Here is a 22720-nt window from a genome sequence, read left to right as displayed (position 1 = left end):
GATTCGAGAATTAAGAGCCTACTTAAAAGACTATAGCGATTAAGACAAGTCAGGACTTTCCTTTTTTAAAAGTTATAAATTTCGAATGATTTTCTTCGTGCATTTGGCATGAAAAAGCAGAAACCCTCTTGTAAAATGGAAGAAATTTTGATATGATAATAAATGTCGTGTAATCGGCAAATACTCATTTCAGATGAATTGTGAAGCCGTTGCCTACGGGTGGTTTTGCGAGTTGAAATCTGGGAGAGGAAAAAACAATAAAGGAGATATTACTCATGGCAGTAATTTCAATGAAACAACTTCTTGAGGCTGGTGTACACTTTGGTCACCAAACTCGTCGCTGGAACCCTAAGATGGCGAAGTATATCTTCACAGAACGTAACGGTATCCACGTTATCGACTTGCAACAAACTGTAAAATTTGCAGATCAAGCATACGACTTTATGCGTGACGCAGCTGCTAACGATGCAGTTATCTTGTTTGTTGGTACGAAAAAACAAGCTGCTGATGCTGTAAAAGAAGAAGCAGAACGTGCTGGTCAATACTATATCAACCACCGTTGGTTGGGTGGAACACTTACAAACTGGGAAACGATTCAAAAACGTGTTGCTCGTTTGAAAGAAATCAAACGTATGGAAGAAGACGGAATTTTTGATGTTCTTCCTAAAAAAGAAGTCGCTCTTCTTAACAAACAACGCGCTCGTCTTGAAAAATTCTTGGGTGGTATCGAAGAAATGCCACGTATTCCAGATGTGATGTATGTTGTGGATCCACATAAAGAACAAATCGCTGTTAAAGAAGCTAAGAAATTAGGTATTCCAGTTGTAGCGATGGTGGATACAAATACAGATCCAGATGACATTGATGTCATCATTCCAGCTAACGACGATGCTATTCGTGCTGTTAAGTTAATCACTGCGAAAATGGCTGATGCAATTATCGAAGGCCGTCAAGGTGAAGATAACGTTGAATCAGTAGAAGCAGAATTAGCTGCAACTGATTCACAAGCAGATTCTATCGAAGAAATCGTTGAAGTTGTCGAAGGCTCAAACGAATAATCAAGTAACGAACTTATGGGGCGGGGCCTAGCCCTCCCCTTTTTATTAAATAAAACCGTAATATCTTAATTGGAGGATCAAAATGGCAGAAATTACAGCTAAGCTTGTAAAAGAATTGCGTGAAAAATCTGGTGCTGGTGTCATGGACGCTAAAAAAGCACTTGTAGAAGTAGATGGCGATATCGAAAAAGCAATTGAATTGCTTCGTGAAAAAGGTATGGCAAAAGCTGCTAAAAAAGCAGACCGTGTTGCTGCTGAAGGATTGACTGGTGTCTATGTAAACGGCAATGTTGCCGCTATCGTTGAAGTGAACTCAGAAACAGACTTTGTAGCAAAAAATGCTCAATTCGTTGAATTGGTAAACGAAACAGCTAAAGTAATCGCAGAAGGCAAACCAGCTAACAACGAAGAAGCTCTTGCTTTGACAATGCCTTCAGGTGAAACACTTGAAGCTGCTTATGTTAGTGCAACTGCTACAATCGGAGAAAAAATCTCATTCCGTCGTTTTGCAGTTGTTGAAAAAGCAGATGATCAAGTATTTGGAGCTTACCAACACAATGGTGGACGTATCGGTGTTATCACAGTTCTTTCAGGCAGTAACGAAGATCTTGCAAAACACGTGGCAATGCACGTTGCCGCTATGAAACCTTCTGTTCTTTCATACAAAGAATTGAGTGAAGAATTTATCCATGATGAATTGGCTCAAATGAACCACAAAATTGATCAAGACAACGAAAGTCGTGCAATGGTTGGTAAACCAGCGCTTCCACACTACAAATTTGGTTCTAAACTTCAATTGACGGATGAAGTGATTGCACAAGCTGAAGAAGACATCAAAGCTGGTCTTGCAGCTGAAGGTAAACCAGAAAAAATCTGGGACAAAATTATTCCTGGTAAAATGGATCGCTTCATGCTGGACAATACAAAAGTTGACCAAGCTTACACATTACTTGCGCAAGTCTATATCATGGACGACAGCAAGACTGTTGAAGCATTTCTTGAAAGCCAAGGTGTGACAATTGCAAGCTTCACTCGTTTTGAAGTAGGTGACGGCATTGAAAAAGCTGCCAATGATTTTGAATCAGAAGTAGCTGCAACTATGGCTGCTGCACTTGGTCAAAACTAAGGCAATCAATAGTTAGTGTTTAAATCATAAATAAAAAGGTTAGAGAGCTGATATAACTCTCTAGCCTTTTCTAATAGTGTCTGCGATTATTTTACAATTTTTTTCGTGAATCCCTTGTGAGAAATCACAGAGTCTACAAAGATTAAAACGATTAAAGAAATTAGTAGATAGGTAATTTCGGAGTAGGTAAAAGCGATTCGATATGTTTGTGTAAAGAGAATAGCACAGACACTTACAGCAATGATGGCTAAATCAATTGTCCATTTTGTTTTAGGTTTTATTGAAGACGGTTCAAATAAAAATGGAGCAAATAAGCAGATGACTAACGGGACGACTTGGACATCCACATAATCAGCAGAAATAACTGTAAAAAAGAATAAAGTTGAAACCAACCAAACCAGTACATGACGTGTATATTTGAACCAATCCATTTTCATTCATTTGGCCTCCTTTTATTATTATCGTCAAATTTTCATCTATATTATAACGCTTTAAAATTAAAAGGCAAGCGCTTACACTCTAATTATTCCTATTCTATAAGCTTTTTCACTTGCTTGAATAATCAGACTTTTCAGTTTTTCATTTAGGTCTTTTTCTTTCAAAAATAAGAGATTTTCGGTATAATATTAGTCAAAGATAGTCAATGTCAGTTGCTCATTTATGGAGCAAAAGAAAGAACTGGAAGAAAGGGTTGTCATGAGCCATAAGAATACGTCAGACAGTATTGAGGAATACATCAAAGCAATTTTAGCTCAAGCTGGGATTGCAGAGTTGAAGCGCAGTGAAATTGCGGATGTTTTTCAGGTTGTTCCAAGTCAGATAAATTATGTCATCAAGACACGTTTTACGGAAAGTCGTGGCTATGTTGTTGAAAGCAAGCGTGGTGGAGGCGGCTACATTCGGATTGGTCGGATTGAATTCTCTAATCATCATGAGCTGCTTTGTGATTTACTGCATAGCGTTGGCGAGCAAATCAGTCAACAGGTCTTTACAGATATCATTCAGTTATTGTTTGATGAAAAAATCATGACAGAACGAGAAGGGAATCTTCTTTTAGCGACGACAACAGACAGGGTATTGGGAGTAAATGCTGCACAGATTCGTGCGCAGATGTTAAAGAAAATTTTACAACAAGTTGATAGAAAAGGGAAAAACTAATATATGAAATATTCAAAAGCTTTGACAGAAAGTATTGAGTCGGCACAACTGTTAGCGAGTCATTTTGAAACGGATTATTTGGAGTCTTGGCATTTGTTGATTGCCATGGCGAATAATCCTTATAGTGTTGCGGGTTCAGTTTTAAATGATTATCCGCTTGAAATTGATGATTTTGAGAAAGCAGCCTTTCATATCACAGGAAAGATTTATCAACAAGAGGGAAGCTTTACCATTTGGCCGTTTTCTCATCGTACGAAAGTGTTGTTTTTGACAGCTGAGCGAATTGCAGAGGTTGTGCATGCTAAGAATCTTGGGACAGAGCATGTGTTGTTAGCTATGCTGTTTGACCGAGGAAGTTTGGCGGCACGTCTCCTTGAATTTACAGGCTTTAGCTATGAGGATAAAGAAGGCGTTTTGCGTATGACCGATCTTCGGAAAAACTTAGAGCATAAGGCTAGCTGGGGTAAAGAAGATATAAAGGCTATTCGCCACTTAAATAAAAATACTGCTGCAGCGAAACAAACGATGGTCAATATGATGGGGATGCCTCCTTCTACCAGTGGTGGACTAGAAGATTATACCCGTGATTTAACCGAAATGGCTCGTGCTGGTCTTTTAGAACCGGTCATTGGGCGGGATAAAGAGATTTCTCGCATGCTTCAGATTTTAAGTCGCAAGACGAAAAATAATCCAGTGTTGGTAGGAGATGCAGGAGTTGGGAAGACAGCATTAGCCCTTGGTTTGGCGCAACGTGTGGCAGCTGGTCAAGTTCCAAATGAGCTTGCAAAGATGAGAGTTCTGGAGCTGGATTTGATGAATGTGGTAGCTGGGACTCGTTTTCGCGGTGATTTTGAAGAGCGGATGAACAATATTATCAATGATATTGAAGCAGACGGGCATGTGATTCTCTTTATTGATGAGCTTCATACTATTATGGGTTCTGGCAGTGGGATTGATTCGACATTAGATGCAGCGAACATTCTCAAGCCAGCTTTGGCTAGAGGAACACTTAGAACGGTCGGCGCAACGACACAAGAAGAGTACCAGAAATATATTGAAAAAGATGCGGCTCTTTCACGGCGATTTGCCAAGGTTACTATTGAAGAGCCTACGGTAGCTGATAGTATTGCGATTTTACAGGGGCTCAAGAAAAGCTATGAAGAACACCACAAAGTGGTGATTACAGATTCAGCGATTGGGACAGCTGTTAAGTATGCTCATCGTTATCTAACAAGTAAACATCTACCTGACTCGGCGATCGATTTGCTAGATGAAGCTGCCGCAACGGTACAAAATAAAGGTCCGCAAAATCATGTAAAAACAGAATTGAGTGCAGCAGACGAGGCTTTAATGGCAGGCGATTGGAAAAAGGTTGGCACTTTGTTGGAAAAAGAAAGTCAGCCAATTGTCTACAAACTAAAGGTTAAAGACGAGGATATTTTGGTAACACTCAGCGGTTTATCGGGAATTCCTGTGCAAAAGTTGACGCAAACAGATGCGAAGAAATACCTCCATTTAGAAAAGGAACTGCACAAACGGGTCATTGGGCAAAATGAAGCAATTTCTGCTATCAGTCGAGCGATTCGGCGCAATCAATCCGGCATTCGCACCAGCAAACGTCCAATTGGCTCCTTTATGTTCTTGGGTCCAACTGGGGTTGGAAAAACTGAGCTGGCTAAGGCTTTAGCGGAAGTTCTTTTTGATGACGAAACAGCATTGATTCGTTTTGATATGAGTGAATATATGGAGAAATTTGCTGCCAGTCGACTTAATGGAGCGCCTCCAGGTTATGTCGGTTATGAAGAAGGGGGCGAATTAACTGAAAAAGTTCGCAATCGTCCGTACTCTGTACTCCTCTTTGATGAGGTAGAAAAAGCACATCCTGATATTTTCAATGTGCTTCTACAAGTCTTAGATGACGGGGTGCTGACCGACAGTAAGGGACGCAAGGTGGATTTTTCCAATACCATTATCATTATGACTAGCAATCTTGGTGCGACAAGTTTGCGGGATGATAAGACGGTCGGTTTTGGAGCGCGTGATGCCCGCTTTGATCATGAAAGCATGGAAAAACGGATGATGGAAGAACTCAAGAAAAGTTATCGTCCGGAATTTATCAATCGGATTGATGAAAAGGTTGTTTTCCATAGCCTGACTAGCGAAGACATGCAAGAAGTGGTAAAAATTATGGTGAAGCCACTCATTGTCAGTCTCGCTGAAAAAGGAATTGAACTGAAATTCCAACCTAGTGCTTTGAAACTTCTGGCTCAAGAGGGTTATGACCCTGAAATGGGAGCTCGTCCACTGCGCAGAACTCTACAAACTCAGGTAGAAGATCATTTATCCGAATTACTTTTAGCTGGTGAGTTACAGATGGGACAAAGTTTGAAAGTCGGTGTCAAAACTGGACAGCTGAAGTTTGAAGTGCTCTGAGTTTTTCCTTGAAACATTTAGGGATAGATAAGGACTTAAAAGATGAACATTCGTGAAATGACAGAAACGGATTATGATCAGGTTTATCAATTGTGGTTATCATGTGCAGGCATGGGATTGAATGATTTAGATGATTCAAAAGAGGGAATTGCTCGTTTTTTGCAGAGAAATCCTCAAACTTGTCTGGTGGCAGTAGAAAATCAAACGATTATCGGAGCGATTTTAGTTGGTTCGGACGGACGAAGAGCCTATAATCTATCATACAGCTGTTCATCCGAACTATCGCAGGAGAGGGATTGCTCGGCAGTTGGTTGAGACAGTTTTAACTGTCTTAGATGATTTGAAAATTCATAAGGTCGCCTTGGTTGTCTTTAAAAGAAATAAAGAGGGGAATCAGTTTTGGGAGAAATTAGGTTTCTCTGTTCGAGAAGATCTTATTTACCGCAATCAAGCGAGGACTGAAATGACTCGGATAGATACCTGGTAGAAATTACTCTTTAAATAAAAAGCACCAACCATTTGGGAATAATTTTCCAGATGATTGGTGTCTTTTAATGTTTAGACTTGTAGCAATTCTTCAATTTCCGCAAGGCTGTTGGCTTGGGAAATGGCACCGCGGAGTTTGGCCGCGCCAGCCGTTCCGCGGAGGTAATGAGGTGCTAAGCCACGAAATTCTCTAATGGCGATATGTTCGCCCTTGAGGTCAATTAGACGTTTCAAATGATCGTAAGCGACTTGCATTTTATCCTCAAAGCTGAGATCAGGCAGGATTTCTCCTGTTTCAAAATAGTGGTTAATCTGATGAAAAAGATACGGATTGCCCATAGCAGCGCGCCCAATCATGACAGCATCTGCCCCCACTTCTTCTATACGCTGTTGAGCATCTTGGACAGTACGAATATCGCCATTGGCAATAAAAGGAATCTTGGTTAAGGCTTGCGCAACATTGTGGAGGGTTTCAAGATCAGCGTGACCGGTATACATTTGTTCGCGTGTGCGTCCGTGCATAGCAAGAGCTGACACACCAGCAGCTTCAGCTGCCAGTGCATTTTCCACAGCTAGTGAGGCGTCCGACCAACCAGTGCGCATTTTTACAGTCAACGGAATATCTAGAACAGAACGAACTTTATTGATAATAGAATAGATTTTTTCTGGATCTTTGAGCCATTTTGCCCCAGCTTCGTTTTTAACAATTTTATTGACGGGACAGCCCATATTGATGTCCACAATATCTGTTTGGGTATTTTCTTGGATAAATTCGGCTGCGCGCGCCAAACTATCTTCGTCACTGCCAAACAACTGAATGGAAACGGGATGTTCTTCTTCGTCAATATGCAGCATGTGGAGTGTTTTTTCGTTGTTGTATTGAATGCCCTTGTCTGAAACCATTTCCATGACGACAAGACCTGCACCCAGCTCTTTTGCAATTGTCCGAAAAGCCGAATTGGTCACTCCTGCCATAGGAGCGAGAACAGTCCGGTTGGGAATTTTTACATCACCAATCAAAAAAGCGGTATTAAGATTTGTCACGAATGAGTTCCTCCAAGTCTTTCTCGTCAAAATGATACGTGCTTTGGCAGAATTGGCAAGTGATTTCAGCACCGTGGTCTTCATCTCGCATTTCTTCAAGATCTGACTTAGGTAGGCTTGAGAGGGCATTTAAAAACCGCTCTTTGCTGCAATCACATTGGAAGCGGAGCTTTTCTTCTGACAAGCGTTTGTAGGGATCGTTGCCATAGATAGCTGAAAGCAAGGCTTCAATATGGTTTTCAGATTCCAAAAGTGTTGAAATAGCAGGCATTTCTTGGATTCGTTTTTCAAAGCGGGTGATTTCTTCTTCTTTGGCACCTGGAAGGACTTGCAAGAGGAAGCCACCAGCAACCTTGACCTTGTCATTGGCATCTAGTAGAACATTCAACCCGACAGCTGACGGAGTTTGCTGGCTTTCTGTTAGATAGAATGCCAAATCTTCGCCAATTTCACCGGACACAAGCGGAGTCATAGAATGATAAGGATTTCCAGTTCCATAGTCTGTAATGACGAGGAATTCGCCATTTCCAACGAATGGTCCGACCAGCACTTCGCCAGTCGCGGTTTTTTTAATGTCTACGCCGGGATTTTGCACATAACCTTTGACAGTACCTTTTGTATCTGCAACGGTGATAATAGCACCGAGAGAGCTTGTCCCTAGCACTTTGACGGTGATTTTTGTATCTCCTTTTTCGTTTGCGGCAAGGATTTGACTGGCAATGAGCGTGCGACCTAGTGCTACAGTTGAGCTGGCCTGAGTGTGATGTTTTTCTTGAGCTGTCCGAACGGTTTCAGTACTGTCCAGTACATAAGCTCGGAAAGCTCCGTTTTCTGAAATAGTTTTAATAATCTTGTCCATACCTTTTATTGTAACATAAAAAAAGAAAAGGGAGCGGGACAAAAATCGGTATTTCGTAAGAAATTGATTTTGTTGTCCCACCCCGCATAGTTGACGAGGTTGTTGTCATTCTTTGCATAGCAAGGAATGACAACAACCAAGCATCTATTTCGTTTCGGTGAAAAAATAGTATATTATAAGAATTTAGGAAACTTTTGTCCTAAACTCTTGTTCCAGTCCATTAGTTTTCGTTTGTAGTCCGTTCATCCACTTCTTTTTGAGTTTCTTTTCCCTGATCTAGCAAAGCTTGGATAATCTTTTGGTCGCGTAGTTTAACAGAGTCGTTAATGGTTTCAGCGGATTGGATAACGGTCGCTTCAAGGAGAGCGCGTTTTTCCCGTCCTTTGTCAATGGCTTCGATAATACCTTGGTTTTGAGCGACTAAGCTTTCAGCCAACTTAGTGACAGATTCGACTGCAATTGTTGGATTTTGCGAGATTCTCTCCATTTGTGGAATGACTTCTTTGCTGGTTTCAGCCAGCATTTGAAGCGCTGCATTGTTGGCATTAGAAATGGCGTCCGCTACCTGACCAGATTTCATTGATTGTTGCAAAATGCCTAGTTGAGCAATAGAGAGCTTCATGGTCGGAATGGTATTGCGACGGAGCATGCCGAGCTTTTGGCGCATATCAGAAGACACCTTCACGAGATTACGCATTTGCGGGGTAGTGGCCCAAGCAACATACAGACGGCTGATGTATTCAGTGTGTTGCTGTTCCAATGTATTGACAACTTCAGTCAAGCGGGCCAATTCTTGTGATTTGGTTTGGTAATCTAGAGTGGCGGTATCTAATTGTGCCACTTTATTTTGAAGAGTCAAGGCACGCGCACTAGCTTCTCTTTGACTGGCTTCAATAAAGGATATGACACCGACTAGATTTTCAATGGATTTGGTATTGTCTTCGATCAACATCTCAGCAGAAACGATATTGCGTGCGAGTACATCTTCTTGCTTGACGACAGTAGCAGCCATTCCGTCCATTTTTTGCTCGATATTTTGTGAATCAAAATAGAACTCTTGCAAGGTATTCTTACTTTGTTTAAAGAGTTTTTCTAAGAAATTTGGCTTTTTATCTAGTTCTGCAATTTGAGCATCCTTGTACTTAGCAACAAAACCATTTAACTCTTTATTAGTGTTTTTTAGCAATTCATCGACTTGTGGGATTTGAAGTTTCTTTTGCTCGGCTAAAATACGGTTGACAGTGTTATTAACATCTTCGACCGCGGCTTGTCCAAAATCTAAAAGAGCATTTTGGTCGGAAATAAAGTTATCTACCAACTGAGGGGCTTTTGCTATGATAGCATTTTGTTGTTCAGGAGTTAATTTTTCCAAAAAAGTTAACTGCCCATTTGCTTGGGTTTTGGTTGATTCAATAATCTCGGTGGTTTTATCCGTTTTCGTAATGGCATTGTTAGCGATTTTGTCAATGTCGAAGTTAAATTCTTGGCTCATAAGGTCTCCTTTTGATGTTATAGTTCTGTGTTCGTCTCTTTTTTAGTTAAAATCCGCAAGCTGATATCAAAGTCTCGTAGGTCAGCTTCGTTGAGCTGACGGAGTGTTTCATCCAAGTCTAAATCAAACTGCTCAATAGCCACTTTGGCACTGGAGAGCCGTTCCTTGGCATTGTAAAAATCTTTCGGGGAAGTCTTGATTTTTAGGTAGCCCTCCAAAATATCCTCATAATGCTCCATTTGAGACTGATGGATCGCAGTTAATTCTTCCTTGTTGTTGCTTTCTGACTGAGAAATTTTCTTGAGAATAGCTTCATGGTCGGTTTGGATATTGTGAATGGTTTCGAGCAATTCTGGTGCTAATTCTTCAAGGCTTGACTTTGTACTCTCAGCATCTTGCGTGCGGAGGTTGTAAAGTTGAGCATGAATGTCTGCTGTTACGTCTTGCACTTTCCGTTGAATCCGCTGGTAAATCTCAGGTGAGATATGTTTTCTCAAGGTATCAGTCCGACCTTGGATATAGCTTAATTGAGGCAAGAGCTGTTCAGCCAACTGTTGGTATTTTTCATAAGCCCTTTCTTCCAGATAAGCATCTAATTGTTTGATTCGACTATCTGCGGTACCGATTTCCTCTTTCAAATCTTCAATTTGCTGACTGGCGTTAGGTCTTGTGATTTTTTTCGGCTGATGGGTTGCATAGTAGTAAATTCCGTAGCCTATCCCGACAGCAAAGAGGATCGGGATGAGGTACTGCATAATAATACCAACTGCGATAAAAATAAGCAGTATACCAATCCATCTTCTAGAACGTACATTTCTATAATCTCTTCTGGACATAAATTATCTAATCCCGTTTCTTCTGAAATTTCTAAGTCTATTTTAGCATAAAAAAGTATCAAAGACGGAACTGAACGATATTTTTAATAAAAAGTTTGGCTGAAAATAATCATGGACTGATAAGATTTTTCAAAAATTTCTTGACTTAGAGTGCACTCCAAGGTATATAATAAAAGTGTAAATGTTTTATCTTTTTGATGAATGTGGAGCATCATCTTTTTAATAGAGAAAGGAACAATAAGATGAAAGCAGCAGTTTTTGTGAAGCTGGGGAGAATGGAAGTATAGGAAGTTGCTCGTCCAGGTGCTGTTGTCGGACGAGTCGGTGTACCTCATACAGGGGACATCAATATCGGTGACTACTGGATGGTCAATTTGGCAATGGCTAGCGGACCGGCTTCTTGTACAACTTATGACAAAGAAATCTTGCTAAAAGCAATTCTAGACGGTCAAATCAATCCTGGTAAAGTTTTCACTCAATCTTACAAATTGGAAGACATTGACCAAGCCTAACATGGCTGATAGAAAAACGATTAAAGCGATGATTGTGATGAATTAAGAGTTCCGAAAGAGGTTGGTAGAATCCGGCCTCTTTTATGATTGTGAATGTTAGTCCAATAGTTCTCAAATACCTTCATTTTTGATAAAATAAAAGAAAAGCAGTTAAAAAGGGAGAAAGTCATGTCTTTAACCAGTCAGATTATTACAGCTGAATTTCCAGATTTAGAAAAAGTAGAGCAATTGAATATAGAAGCCTTTCCTGAGGAGGAGCGTGCACCGCTATCAGAGCTGCTACGCTATGGAGATGGAGAATTTTCTCATTTCTTTGCCTTTTATGATGAGAATGAATTTGTCGGTTTTGCCTTTTCAGTCTACAATGACAAAGCCTTTTATGTTAGCTTTTTTGCGATCATGCCTCATTTACGCAGCCACGGTTATGGTGGCAAAATTATTGATAAGTTGGTGGATTTTTATCAAAGAACCATGGTTTTAGAGGTAGAACGCCTTGACGAGCCTTGTGATAATCTGGAACAGCGAAAAGCTCGTATGGATTTCTACCAGCGAAACGGCTTTCGCTCTTCGCATGCCTACTTAGAATACGACGGTTTAAGCTTTGAAATTCTTTATAAAGGACCGTTTTTTGATGAAGAAGCCTACCGTGATATTTTCAAAAAAATCCAAGAAGACGGTTATTTTGAATTTGAAATCAAGCATGGTCATGGAAGAGACTGGGAGTAGCTGAGAAATTCTAGCAGATATTTCTATTTTTCATTGAAAGTTATACATAAAAAAACGAGCTGTTTATTTTGCTCGTTTTTTTATGTAATGAAGTTTAATGGATTTCTGGGAAGAGTTTAGCCAATATTTTAGGTGTAATGCTTTGACCGGGACCTTCTGCACAATAAGTGTGCATATACATAGAAGGATTGAAATTGAGCTCAATGCAGGTACAGTTAGGATTGTTTTTGCTGGCTGGAAGTGTGCTATTCGGGATAATTAAATCCACGCCACAGACCCAAGCTCCCATAGCAGCTGCCATTTCTGCTGCTAGTTCCTTATAGGAGGTGTGCATGGTTTCAGTCACATCTACTGAGTCTCCACCAGTAGAAATATTAGAATTACGGCGAAGAAAAACTTGAATTCCTTGCGGTAGGACATCATCTGCTTTATAACCTTGCTGGGCTAGCATGAGCAGCTCAATCTCACCAAGCTCAATCATTTCCAGTGGAGAGCGATGGTCGCGCCCTCGTAGGGGATTGGTATTTTTAAAAGCTACCAGTTCTCGAATGGTGTGCCGACCGTCTCCTACAACATTGGCTGCTAAGCGCAGAAGCACCGCCTCACATTTTCCGCCTAGGACAAAGAAACGGTATTCGGTTCCTGCGATAAATTCCTCAACAAGGACAGAGCTGTCCTCTGAAAAGGCAATCTCCAATGCTTTTTGGTAACTGTCTCGATTGGTAGGTGCTTGAAAAATAGAAATTCCTAACCCGAAGTTGGTGGATTTGGGTTTGATAACAATCGGCTTATCTTTGATAAAGGGATAGTAAGCTATTCCTTCTTCCAGAGTGGAAAATTCAGCTCCAGCAGGAACGGGAAAACCAGCAGCAGATAACATTTTCTTAGTCACTGTTTTATTTGCCATCGCAAGAGGCACGATATAGTTGTCCTTTGAGGTCATATTGCCATTTTTGACATACTCGATATGATCTTTATGTTGAAGCTTTAAAAACTGGTCACTTTCGTCTAAGATTTCTACTTGCACTCCTTTTTGAATAGCGTCAAAGAGGAGCATTTGAGTGGAGAGTTCCATGTTCTCGTAGCCTTTCAGAGCGTATGGAGCAGTCCAGGCGTAGTTGTGATATGCTTTGGCTTTCTCCAAACCAAAGGCTTCTAAGGAATGATTGTGAATATAAGGCAATAGTTGGGCGGAAAGGGTTAGGCTGGGATTAGCAACTGCATTTTTCACATGATGAAGCAGGTCTTGATAATAGGAGCTTAATCCGAACTGGTGGATGACAGCTTGCATAGCTCTAAGGAGCAGATCGCTATCAGCTTCAACGGGCAGAAGAGTCAGAGGGTGGCTAAGAGCTATTTTTTCATTTAGAGCATGAGCTTGCTCTAGGATTTCATCAGGGTCTGCTACATCATCTAGCCAGAGCAAGGCAAGCAAAAAGAGATGAACCGTGTCCATGGTCTCCTGACTGATTCCTAGCACCTCAAAAGGATTGAGGTCAAAACAACGGAATTCCAAATAGGTAATTCCTTTTTCCAAGTAACGCCGATTTTCTTTTTGCCCACGGAAACGAACAGGCATGTAGCATTCTTTCTCGGCAATTAAATCGCCTTGTGCCACGTATTTCTCTATATCGCTTACATAAGACTCTAGTGAAGCATAGGAAATGTGAATCTTTTTATCGTTTACATATCCCAAATCACTGTTGCGGATAGAGCGTACAGGCTGAGAAATCTTTCTCGTCAAAAACCCTTCTTCAGCAATTGGTGCTGCCCCGTATAAATAGGTCAGAAACCAGCGGAACCGTAAAAAGTTTCGAGCCAATTTAAGATAGAGGTCATTTTTAAAAAGCCGAATATTTTGGTAATCACTGGCCTTGAAAAGAGCTTGAATCAAGTCTGTTCCTAATTCCACATTGTAGTGAATGCCTGAGATGGTTTGTAGCGTTTTTCCATATTTTTCTGCTAAACTTTCTCGATAATGACGCTCAAAATCGTTTTCTAAATGAGCGATTTGAATTTCTGCTGGTGACAATTTTGGGGGCATAGAGAGTGGCCAGATTGCTTCATTTTTTTGGATGGTGCGTCCAGCTACATCAGTAATGGCAGCGAGAAAACGCCTTGCTTCTTTTGTAGAAGTTGCAATCGGGGTGATGAGTTCTAATTGCTGCTCACTAAAATCGGTCTGAATCATCGGGTGAAAATTACGGCTTCCAAATGCTTGAGGATGAGGAGTTTGCGCTAATTTTCCGTCTTGATTGACGCGCAAGCCCTCCCTTTCCAACCCGAAAGTAGCTTGTAAAATAGGTGCATCTGCTGCTATTTTTTCTAACAAATGATTGATGTTCATGGTAAATCCCTGTTTGTTTTCTAATACTTTTAGTCTAGTATAAAAATGCTTAGAAGACAAATTTCTACTACGTTTTCCGAACCTTTTTTAAAAGAAAATGATCATATTTTTAGATAAGACACAGGTTTCACAAAGGCGGGATATTCAAACTTCGTCATTTACAAATAACAATGGCGGTTTTATCTTGAAAAAAGAAGAAATTTTTCTTATAATAAAGTATAAGATATAATTGCAGGTGAGACTCCTGCCATGTAGACAAGAAAGGACGAGCACTTAGCTCAGACAAGATTATGACATCAGTTGTTGTTGTAGGGACCCAGTGGGGAGATGAAGGAAAAGGAAAGATTACAGATTTCCTTTCAGCCAATGCCGAAGTCATTGCCCGTTATCAAGGCGGAGATAATGCGGGTCATACTATTGTAATTGGCGGTAAGAAGTACAAGCTGCACCTGATTCCATCAGGGATTTTCTTCCCAGAAAAAATCTCTGTGATTGGAAATGGAATGGTGGTCAATCCAAAATCTTTGGTACATGAATTGGCTTATTTGCACGAAGAAGGGGTTACGACGGATAATCTTCGGATTTCAGATCGTGCTCATGTTATCCTACCTTATCATATCGAGTTGGATCGCTTACAGGAAGAAGCCAAAGGCGATCACAAAATCGGAACGACTATTAAGGGGATTGGTCCAGCTTATATGGACAAAGCAGCTCGTGTGGGAATCCGCATTGCGGATTTGTTGGATAAAGATATTTTCAGAGAACGTTTGGAGCGCAACTTAGCTGAAAAAAATCGTCTCTTTGAAAAACTCTACGACAGCACAGCTATCCAATTTGATGATATTTTTGAAGAATACTACGCTTATGGTCAGCAGATTAAACAATACGTGACAGATACGTCGGTTATCTTGAACGACGCTCTTGATCAAGGTAAACGTGTCCTTTTTGAAGGGGCACAGGGAGTTATGCTAGATATTGACCAAGGCACCTATCCATTTGTTACCTCTTCCAATCCTGTCGCAGGTGGCGTAACGATTGGTTCCGGTGTGGGTCCAAGCAAGATTGACAAGGTTGTCGGAGTTTGTAAAGCCTACACCAGTCGTGTTGGTGACGGACCATTCCCGACAGAACTATTTGATGAAGTAGGCAACCACATTCGTGAAGTTGGCCATGAATATGGAACGACAACAGGACGTCCTCGCCGTGTTGGTTGGTTTGATTCGGTTGTTATGCGCCACAGCCGACGTGTATCTGGTATTACTAACCTTTCTCTCAATTCGATTGATGTTTTGACGGGACTTGATACGGTTAAAATCTGTGTCGCTTACGACCTAGATGGTGAGCGCATTGATCATTATCCGGCTAGTCTGGAGCAGCTCAAACGGTGCAAGCCAATCTATGAAGAATTACCAGGTTGGTCAGAAGACATTACAGGTGTTCGCAGTTTAGAAGAGTTGCCAGAAAATGCCCGCAACTACGTCCGACGTGTGAGTGAACTTGTCGGTGTCCGCATTTCCACTTTTTCTGTTGGTCCAGGTCGTGAACAGACGAATATCCTGGAAAGTGTTTGGTCAAGTTTGTAATAGAAGCAGACAAAGCGGGTTTCGGCTCGCTTTTTATTGACGCAATAAAAAAGTTTAAAGAATGATTCTCTTTTAAGTTAATTTTAAGCTAGCTGGGTTATACTAAAATCATCAGATGAAGACCTCCTAACTTTATTTGATAGAAATCCTAAACTTTTTCATAATAATCTCCTGAAAGTCACTGTAAAGTGGCTTTTTTTATATTTTCGGGTTTATAACATGATATAATAAATGGAGAACAAAGGAGATAAATGATGAACTTTACAGATTTGTCTAATAAAGAACAGGAAAAAATAATGATAAGTGAAATTATCAGGAATTTAAAAAAGCTAGGTGGCTATGCAACCAAACGAGAGTTGCTAGATGCTATTAAAAAGGGAGAAAATACGATAGATGAGAATTTTTTTGAGGAAGAAAAAGTGTCTCAAAAAAGTGGAAAAATTTATAAACCTAGTGATTACACTTTTAATTTTTCTGCCAAAAGTTTGCTTATCACGGGCTATCTTTCTAAACCAAAGCAATCGACTTTTGAATTGACAGAATTAGGTAGAAAAGTGAAACTGGATGAGCATTTTGCTAGCGATATTCAACAGAAAGCCATTCAATTTTGGAAAAATGAGAAGAAGTCAAAACAATTCTTCAAGTTATCCTTTGAAAAGGAACTTAAACATTCACTAGATGACTCAAAAGAAAATTGGAGAGTTGAGTTGACAAGGACTTTAAAATCTATGTCACCACAAAAATTTGAAACTTTTGCTCGTGGTCTAGTCAAGGAGATGGGTGTCAAACTAGATGAAAAAATTGGGGTTAGTTATACTAATGATGGTGGTTTAGATGGTTTTGGCTATATTACTAGTACAGATGACTTCAGAACCAATCGCGTAGCTATCCAAGCAAAGCGTTGGGAAAACAATGTTCCTTCTCCGGAGATTGATAAATTCCGCGGTGCAATGGATAAATACAATGCAGAATATGGTATTTTTATTACAACTTCTGATTTTTCAAGAAGTGCCATTGAAGCAGCTCGTCAAGGAACTAGAGTCATTACTTTAATTAATGGAGAAGATATTGCGGATCTAGTTGCCAAATATAAACTTCATGTCAGAGAAGTCACGACTTATGAATTAGGAGATTTTTATCATACAGAGGATTAGATGGTTAAAAGATGAACTATACAGTTGAAGAAAAAGAATTTTTTATGCGGGAGGCTTTGAAAGAAGCAAAAATTGCACTGGCTAACGATGAAATTCCAATAGGTTGTGTTATTGTCAAGGACGGAGAAATTATCGGTCGTGGGCATAATGCGCGTGAGGAGCTGCAGCGAGCTGTCATGCATGCTGAGGTGATGGCGATTGAAAAGGCAAACGCTCATGAAAAAAGCTGGCGCTTGTTAGACACGACTCTTTTTGTCACCATTGAGCCTTGTGTCATGTGTAGCGGTGCCATTGGTCTGGCTCGCATTCCGCAGGTTATCTACGGAGCAAAAAATCAAAAGTTTGGTGCTGCCGGTAGCCTCTACGATATTCTAACAGATGAACGGCTCAATCACCGAGTTGAGCTTGAAAGTGGGATTTTGAAAGCAGAATGTGCTCAGATGATGCAAGACTTTTTTAGGAAGAGGAGACAAAAATGAAGCATTTTGTTAAGAAGGCTATGGTTTTATCCAGATAGTAGCAGAGTTAATGTTATTATTGGTAGATTAGCAATTTTTCGCTCTGAATATCTATTCTTTTTTGAGAAAAAAGAAAATCGTGATTGGCATAAAAACAAATTTATGGTATAATACTTATCGGAGCAACAATTCTGCGTGAAGCGGGTCAGGGGAGGAATCCAGCAGCCCTAAGCGAGTGTGGATTGTGTGCTCTTTTTGTATATGAAGAAGTATGAACGATTGCTATTAACAGTATTTACAATTTTTATTTTCTAAAACATACCATTTTTCATCTTACTTATGCACAATCTCTTTTGATCGTAGAAGTTGTTTTGTTAGTTGGCGCCATTTTAGGAAGTTTAACACCTCACGATTATTTTTCAAAAAAATCATTCTCATTTCTGCTCATAATGAATAGTTCTTCATTTGGATTAGTTGGCATTAGCAACTTAGTAGGATTGCCATCCATCATTGGGATTCTTATTTTAGCTTTTTCTGCTTACATAATGGGGAAATCCACGCCTAAACTAGATGCTATGTTAATGGCAAATCTACCGTCTGATGTCTTGGCTCAAAGCAATAACTTTCTCGGATTATTATTTACCTTTTCTCTGCCATTGGGAACGGTCCTCTTTTCAGTTCTCTCTGCCTACAATATCTACTTGTGCTGGTTTATTTTTGTTGTCTTTTCACTGTTGGCACTTTTGCTGTCTCTGCAAAATAATCGACTCAAAAAAGGAAACATTAGTTAAACTCTCGAACCTAAGATTAGGCTACTATTTATTTTCCTCTATTTTTTATTTTAGAAGTATTCTGTGGGTGATTATTTTTTGATTTACGCAAACGATTGCTTTAAAGGTTGGTATGAGATTGCGATTTTTGAAAGTTAATTATAAAAAAACAATTTGGAAACGTTTTATTCAAGAAAATTGCTTGATAAAAAAGTAGTAAAGCGGTATCATAGTAGAGAAGAAAAATTGGAGGACTATAATGACACATATTCAGTTTAATTACTCAAACGTGCTTGGAAAATTTGTTGCACCGCATGAAGTAGATTACATGCAAACACAAGTTTCTGCGGCAGATGAACTGTTGCGCAAAGGAACTGGTGCAGGAAGTGACTTCCGTGGCTGGCTTGACCTTCCAGAAAACTATGACAAAGAAGAATTCGCTCGCATTTTGAAAGCGGCAGAACAAATCAAATCAGACAGCGATGTTTTGGTCGTGATTGGGATTGGTGGGTCATACCTTGGAGCAAAAGCAGCGATTGATTTCTTGAGCAATCATTTTGCAAACTTGCAAACCAAAGAAGAACGCAAAGCTCCACAAATCCTTTATGCTGGAAATTCTATTTCATCTACTTACCTTGCAGACTTGGTAGAATACGTTTCAGATAAAGATTTCTCAGTTAATGTGATTTCTAAATCAGGGACAACGACAGAACCTGCTATTGCTTTCCGCGTCTTCAAAGAACTTTTGATTAAAAAATATGGTGAAGCTGAAGCTAACAAACGTATCTATGCGACAACTGACCGCCAAAAAGGTGCAGTTAAGGTGGAAGCAGATGCCAATGGTTGGGAAACATTTGTGGTGCCAGATGACATTGGCGGACGTTTCTCTGTATTGACAGCAGTAGGACTTCTACCAATTGCAGCATCAGGCGCAGACATCAAAGCCCTTATGGAAGGTGCTAATGCTGCTCGTAAGGACTACACTTCAGACAAGATTGCAGAAAACGAAGCTTATCAGTACGCAGCTCTTCGTAACATCCTTTATCGCAAAGGCTATGCGACTGAAATTTTGGTTAACTACGAACCATCTCTGCAATACTTCTCAGAATGGTGGAAACAATTAGCTGGTGAGTCAGAAGGAAAAGACCAAAAAGGTATTTATCCAACATCTGCTAATTTCTCAACAGACCTTCACTCTCTTGGACAATTTATCCAAGAAGGTGCGCGTATTATGTTTGAAACAGTTGTCCGTGTGGACAAACCACGCAAAAACGTAACGATTCCTGAATTGGCAGAAGACTTAGACGGACTTGGCTATCTTCAAGGAAAAGATGTTGACTTTGTTAACAAGAAAGCGACAGACGGTGTACTTCTGGCTCATACTGACGGTGACGTGCCAAATATGTATGTAACACTTCCTGAGCAAGATGCCTTTACTCTTGGCTATACTATTTACTTCTTTGAGTTGGCTATTGCTATTTCTGGCTACTTGAATGCTATTAACCCATTTGACCAACCAGGTGTAGAAGCTTACAAGAAAAATATGTTTGCTCTTCTTGGAAAACCAGGATTTGAAGAATTGAGCAAAGAATTGAACGCTCGTTTGTAATGTGTAAATAATGAAACGGCTTCTGAAAGGAAGTCGTTTTTTATATGCTTGAAACAAAGTTTAAGTGAAATTTTCACAAAAACAGAAGAAAAAGATAGAAAGAAAGCGCTTTATTGTGTATAATAAAAGCAGAACATACAATGGAGGCGTTTTATGTCACAAGAAACCTATATCATGGCGATTGACCAAGGGACAACCAGCTCACGGGCGATTATTTTCAATAAAAAGGGTGAGAAGGTTGCCACGAGTCAAAAAGAGTTTACTCAGATTTTTCCACAGGCGGGCTGGGTTGAGCACAATGCAAATGAGATTTGGAATTCTGTGCAGTCGGTCATTGCAAATGCTTTTATTGAAAGTGGCATCAAGCCCACAGAGATTGAAGCAATCGGCATTACCAATCAACGGGAGACAACGGTTGTGTGGGATAAAGAAACGGGCTTGCCCATTTACAATGCCATTGTCTGGCAGTCTCGGCAAACAGCTCCTTTAGCAGAAAAGCTCAAGCAAGATGGATATGTAGATTTCTTTCATCAAAAAACAGGTTTGATCATAGATGCTTATTTCTCTGCGACCAAGGTACGCTGGATTTTAGATCAGGTAGAGGGAGCGCAGGAACGTGCAGAGCGAGGAGAATTGCTCTTTGGTACGATTGATACCTGGTTAGTCTGGAAATTAACGGATGGTGCAGCTCATGTGGCTGATTATTCAAATGCAGCGCGGACCATGCTATACAATATCAAAGAGCTCCAATGGGATGATGAGATTTTGTCCTTACTCAACATTCCTAAAGCGATGTTGCCAGAAGTTCGCTCGAATTCAGAAATTTACGGTAAAACAGCACCTTATCATTTTTATGGTGGAGAGGTACCAATTGCAGGAATGGCGGGCGATCAGCAGGCAGCTCTCTTTGGGCAATTAGCATTTGAGCCGGGAATGGTGAAGAATACTTATGGGACAGGCTCTTTCATCATTATGAATACTGGTCAGGAGTGCAATTTATCCAAAAATAATCTTTTGACGACCATTGGTTATGGGATAAATGGCAAAGTAACTTATGCTTTGGAAGGTTCGATTTTTATTGCGGGTAGTGCCATTCAGTGGCTTCGTGACGGTCTTCGTATGATTGCTAGCTCACCTGAGTCTGAGAGATATGCAAAAAAATCTACCAATGAAAATGAAGTATACCTTGTTCCAGCTTTTACAGGGCTTGGAGCGCCTTATTGGGATCCAGAAGCAAGAGGTTCCATTTTTGGCTTGACGCGTGGAACAAGTAAAGAAGACTTCATCAAGGCAACTCTGCAATCCATTGCTTATCAAGTGCGTGATATCATTGACACCATGCAAATGGACACAGGTACAGCTATCCAAGTTCTGAAGGTAGATGGTGGTGCTGCCATGAATGATTTCCTCATGCAGTTCCAAGCAGATATTCTGGGAATTGAGTTAGCGCGTGCGGCAAATTTGGAAACAACAGCTCTTGGGGCAGCTTTTCTGGCAGGTCTTGCGGTTGGTTATTGGAAAGACATGGAGGAGTTGAAAACATTAAATGCGGTCGGGGAAACATTCCAGCCAACTATGTCAGGGCTAGAGCGCCAAAAATTGTACAAAGGCTGGAAAGCAGCGGTTGCAGCCACACAATTTTTTGCAAAAGAATCTAAAAAATAGTTAAAAACCCAGCATTGTTCAGATTGATGAATGCATGTAATCATTTCGTAGCAAATGGAAAAGGGCGATTAGGGGCCAATCTTAGTCGCTCTTTTTTGGCTTTACGATTCCTTTAACAGACTAAGAGTGAATTACATGCGTTTTGTATCAGTTGGATAGAGTAAAATGGTGAATATGCCTGATCTTATTGGTTTTTTTGAAAATTATGGTATAATAGATATAATTTTGGTAGATGGAGTTGAGTTTTGAAGAAAAGCTATCGCGTCAAGAGCGAGAAAGATTTTAATGCGATTTTCAAAAGTGGGCAAAGTTTTGCCAATAGAAAATTCGTCATTTATAAATTAGAAAAGAAACAAAAACACTTTCGAGTAGGAATATCTGTCAGTAAAAAACTAGGAAATGCGGTCATGCGCAATAAGATTAAACGCCGTATTCGACACGTTTTGATAGCTCATCAAGCAGAGTTGGCAGCGCTTGATTTTGTCGTTATTGCACGCAAAGGTGTGGAAATTCTGACTTATCAAGAATTAGAGCAAAATTTGCTTCATGTACTAAAAATAGCAAAAATTTATCAGGAAGGTTTGAGTAGTGAAAAAGAAAAGTAAACTGGCGGGGCTTTTAGTTTTAGCTTCGCTCATCTTAACGGCGTGTGGGACGAGTGAGGTCACAGCGAGTTCGCCGGATTTATGGGAGAGATTTGTCTATTTCTTCGCCGTAACGATTCGTTTCCTGTCATTCAATGGGAGTACAGGAATTGGGATTATTCTTTTCACATTGATTATTCGGACAGTTCTTTTGCCTGTTTTCCAATTGCAGATCAATGCTTCTCGGAAAATGCAGGAAGCGCAGCCGTTAGTGAAAGAATTGCAGGCGAAGTATCCAGGACGCGACATGGAAAGTCGCAGTCGTTTGGCAGAAGAAACACAAAAGCTGTATAAGGAATTAGGAGTAAAGCCATCGGCATCATTTTGGCCCTTGCTCATTCAAATGCCTGTGTTGATTGCCTTGTATCATGCTTTGACGCGTGTTGAATTTCTTAAAGTAGGGCACTTTCTATGGCTGAATCTGGGCGCGACAGATCCCTATTATATTTTGCCAGTTTTAGCAGCTGTTTTCACCTTTTTGAGTACTTGGTTGAGCAATAAAGGAATGGCAGAGCGTAATGGCTTGATGACAGGAATGATGTTTGTCATGCCGCTATTTGTCTTCTTCTTTGCCATGAGTGTAGCAAGTGGGGTTGCTTTATATTGGAGCACATCGTATGCGTATCAGGTGTTCCAAACGCTTTTACTAAGCAATCCGTATAAAATCATTGCAGAAAGAGAAGCGAAAGCGACTGCTGAGCGGGAACGTGAAGAAAAGAAAAAACGTGCTTATCGTAAAGCACAAAAAAAGAGAAAGTAA

The 22720-nt window shown here is 40.3% G+C and carries 18 protein-coding genes, 1 other RNA gene and 3 pseudogenes; 16 read left to right on the top strand and 6 right to left on the bottom strand.

Annotation, left to right across the window (positions count from 1 at the left end; genetic code table 11):
* The first annotated feature begins 275 nt into the window (after positions 1-275).
* Together rpsB and tsf are read left to right on the top strand one after the other, a co-directional pair.
* Positions 276-1058, top strand: a complete 783-nt coding sequence (gene rpsB / locus HMPREF2933_RS03530) for a 30S ribosomal protein S2 (protein ID WP_003026510.1) — start codon at positions 276-278, stop codon at positions 1056-1058.
* Between the two features lie 82 nt (positions 1059-1140).
* Positions 1141-2184: a translation elongation factor Ts gene (tsf, locus tag HMPREF2933_RS03525; protein ID WP_070672494.1), complete on the top strand. Its 1044-nt coding sequence runs from the start codon at positions 1141-1143 to the stop codon at positions 2182-2184.
* Positions 2185-2270: 86 nt separating this feature from the next.
* Here the strand turns inward: tsf and HMPREF2933_RS03520 are convergent, their stop codons facing one another.
* A complete protein-coding gene (locus HMPREF2933_RS03520) occupies positions 2271-2621 on the bottom strand; it encodes a hypothetical protein (protein ID WP_070242103.1) in 351 nt (116 codons plus the stop codon).
* 259 nt (positions 2622-2880) lie between these two features.
* Here HMPREF2933_RS03520 and HMPREF2933_RS03515 point away from each other — a divergent pair, with 259 nt between their 5' ends.
* The 3 genes and pseudogenes from HMPREF2933_RS03515 (at position 2881) to HMPREF2933_RS03505 (ending at position 6262) form a co-directional block, all read left to right on the top strand.
* Positions 2881-3342 (top strand): CtsR family transcriptional regulator, encoded by a 462-nt coding sequence (locus tag HMPREF2933_RS03515; protein WP_042754057.1) that lies wholly within the window; start codon positions 2881-2883, stop codon positions 3340-3342.
* Positions 3343-3345: 3 nt separating this feature from the next.
* The gene (locus tag HMPREF2933_RS03510; protein ID WP_024052341.1) at positions 3346-5775 is read left to right on the top strand and encodes an ATP-dependent Clp protease ATP-binding subunit; all 2430 of its coding nucleotides are present in this window, start codon (positions 3346-3348) and stop codon (positions 5773-5775) included.
* Between the two features lie 42 nt (positions 5776-5817).
* Positions 5818-6262: pseudogene (locus tag HMPREF2933_RS03505) on the top strand (GNAT family N-acetyltransferase).
* 71 nt (positions 6263-6333) lie between these two features.
* On the opposite strand, the gene dusB reads toward HMPREF2933_RS03505, so the two are convergent.
* The 4 genes from dusB to HMPREF2933_RS03485 all read right to left on the bottom strand — a co-directional run bounded on the left by dusB (position 6334) and on the right by HMPREF2933_RS03485 (position 10492).
* Entirely contained in the window at positions 6334-7305 is a 972-nt protein-coding gene (dusB, locus tag HMPREF2933_RS03500) for a tRNA dihydrouridine synthase DusB (protein WP_024052339.1), read from the bottom strand.
* On the bottom strand, positions 7292-8164 hold the full coding sequence (gene hslO / locus HMPREF2933_RS03495; RefSeq protein ID WP_024052338.1) for an Hsp33 family molecular chaperone HslO: 873 nt from the start codon (positions 8162-8164) through the stop codon (positions 7292-7294). The genes dusB and hslO overlap by 14 nt, the downstream gene beginning before the upstream one ends.
* 220 nt (positions 8165-8384) lie before the next feature.
* Positions 8385-9656, bottom strand: coding sequence for a toxic anion resistance protein (locus HMPREF2933_RS03490; protein WP_024052337.1), 1272 nt, complete (start codon positions 9654-9656; stop codon positions 8385-8387).
* A 17-nt stretch (positions 9657-9673) separates the two neighbouring features.
* Positions 9674-10492 carry a coiled-coil domain-containing protein gene (locus tag HMPREF2933_RS03485; RefSeq protein ID WP_024052336.1) on the bottom strand — a complete coding sequence of 273 codons (819 nt, stop codon included), beginning with the start codon at positions 10490-10492 and terminating at the stop codon, positions 9674-9676.
* A 287-nt stretch (positions 10493-10779) separates the two neighbouring features.
* Here HMPREF2933_RS03485 and HMPREF2933_RS10550 point away from each other — a divergent pair.
* Both HMPREF2933_RS10550 and HMPREF2933_RS03475 read left to right on the top strand, forming a co-directional pair.
* Positions 10780-11050: pseudogene (locus tag HMPREF2933_RS10550) on the top strand (alcohol dehydrogenase); the annotation flags it as partial.
* A gap of 122 nt (positions 11051-11172) precedes the next feature.
* Complete coding sequence (locus HMPREF2933_RS03475) at positions 11173-11730, top strand: GNAT family N-acetyltransferase (RefSeq protein WP_024052334.1); 558 nt, start codon at positions 11173-11175, stop codon at positions 11728-11730.
* A gap of 94 nt (positions 11731-11824) precedes the next feature.
* Here the strand turns inward: HMPREF2933_RS03475 and gshAB are convergent, their stop codons facing one another.
* Positions 11825-14077, bottom strand: coding sequence for a bifunctional glutamate--cysteine ligase GshA/glutathione synthetase GshB (gene gshAB / locus HMPREF2933_RS03470; protein ID WP_024052333.1), 2253 nt, complete (start codon positions 14075-14077; stop codon positions 11825-11827).
* Positions 14078-14367: 290 nt separating this feature from the next.
* On the opposite strand from gshAB, the gene HMPREF2933_RS03465 reads away from it, so the two are divergent.
* From HMPREF2933_RS03465 to HMPREF2933_RS03425, 9 genes and pseudogenes are all read left to right on the top strand, one after another.
* Positions 14368-15660 carry an adenylosuccinate synthase gene (locus HMPREF2933_RS03465; RefSeq protein WP_024052332.1) on the top strand — a complete coding sequence of 431 codons (1293 nt, stop codon included), beginning with the start codon at positions 14368-14370 and terminating at the stop codon, positions 15658-15660.
* A gap of 254 nt (positions 15661-15914) precedes the next feature.
* Positions 15915-16814 (top strand): restriction endonuclease, encoded by a 900-nt coding sequence (locus HMPREF2933_RS03460; RefSeq protein ID WP_024052331.1) that lies wholly within the window; start codon positions 15915-15917, stop codon positions 16812-16814.
* An 11-nt stretch (positions 16815-16825) separates the two neighbouring features.
* Complete coding sequence (gene tadA / locus HMPREF2933_RS03455; protein WP_024052330.1) at positions 16826-17293, top strand: tRNA adenosine(34) deaminase TadA; 468 nt, start codon at positions 16826-16828, stop codon at positions 17291-17293.
* Between the two features lie 148 nt (positions 17294-17441).
* An RNA gene (gene ffs, locus HMPREF2933_RS03450) (signal recognition particle sRNA small type) lies at positions 17442-17537 on the top strand.
* A gap of 16 nt (positions 17538-17553) precedes the next feature.
* Positions 17554-18063, top strand: a pseudogene (locus tag HMPREF2933_RS03445) (transporter); the annotation flags it as partial.
* 238 nt (positions 18064-18301) lie between these two features.
* Positions 18302-19651: a glucose-6-phosphate isomerase gene (locus HMPREF2933_RS03440; protein ID WP_003026484.1), complete on the top strand. Its 1350-nt coding sequence runs from the start codon at positions 18302-18304 to the stop codon at positions 19649-19651.
* A 153-nt stretch (positions 19652-19804) separates the two neighbouring features.
* Entirely contained in the window at positions 19805-21316 is a 1512-nt protein-coding gene (gene glpK, locus HMPREF2933_RS03435; RefSeq protein WP_070672492.1) for a glycerol kinase GlpK, read from the top strand.
* Between the two features lie 245 nt (positions 21317-21561).
* Positions 21562-21921, top strand: coding sequence for a ribonuclease P protein component (gene rnpA / locus HMPREF2933_RS03430; RefSeq protein WP_003030605.1), 360 nt, complete (start codon positions 21562-21564; stop codon positions 21919-21921).
* The gene (locus tag HMPREF2933_RS03425; protein ID WP_024052327.1) at positions 21905-22720 is read left to right on the top strand and encodes a YidC/Oxa1 family membrane protein insertase; all 816 of its coding nucleotides are present in this window, start codon (positions 21905-21907) and stop codon (positions 22718-22720) included. The genes rnpA and HMPREF2933_RS03425 overlap by 17 nt, the downstream gene beginning before the upstream one ends.

The sequence above is a fragment of the Streptococcus sp. HMSC066F10 genome (assembly GCF_001813805.1).
In the GTDB taxonomy this organism is placed as follows: Bacteria; Bacillota; Bacilli; order Lactobacillales; family Streptococcaceae; genus Streptococcus; species Streptococcus vaginalis.
The sequence above is the reverse complement of the archived record's forward strand: the minus strand, read 5'-3'. Positions and strand labels throughout refer to the sequence as shown.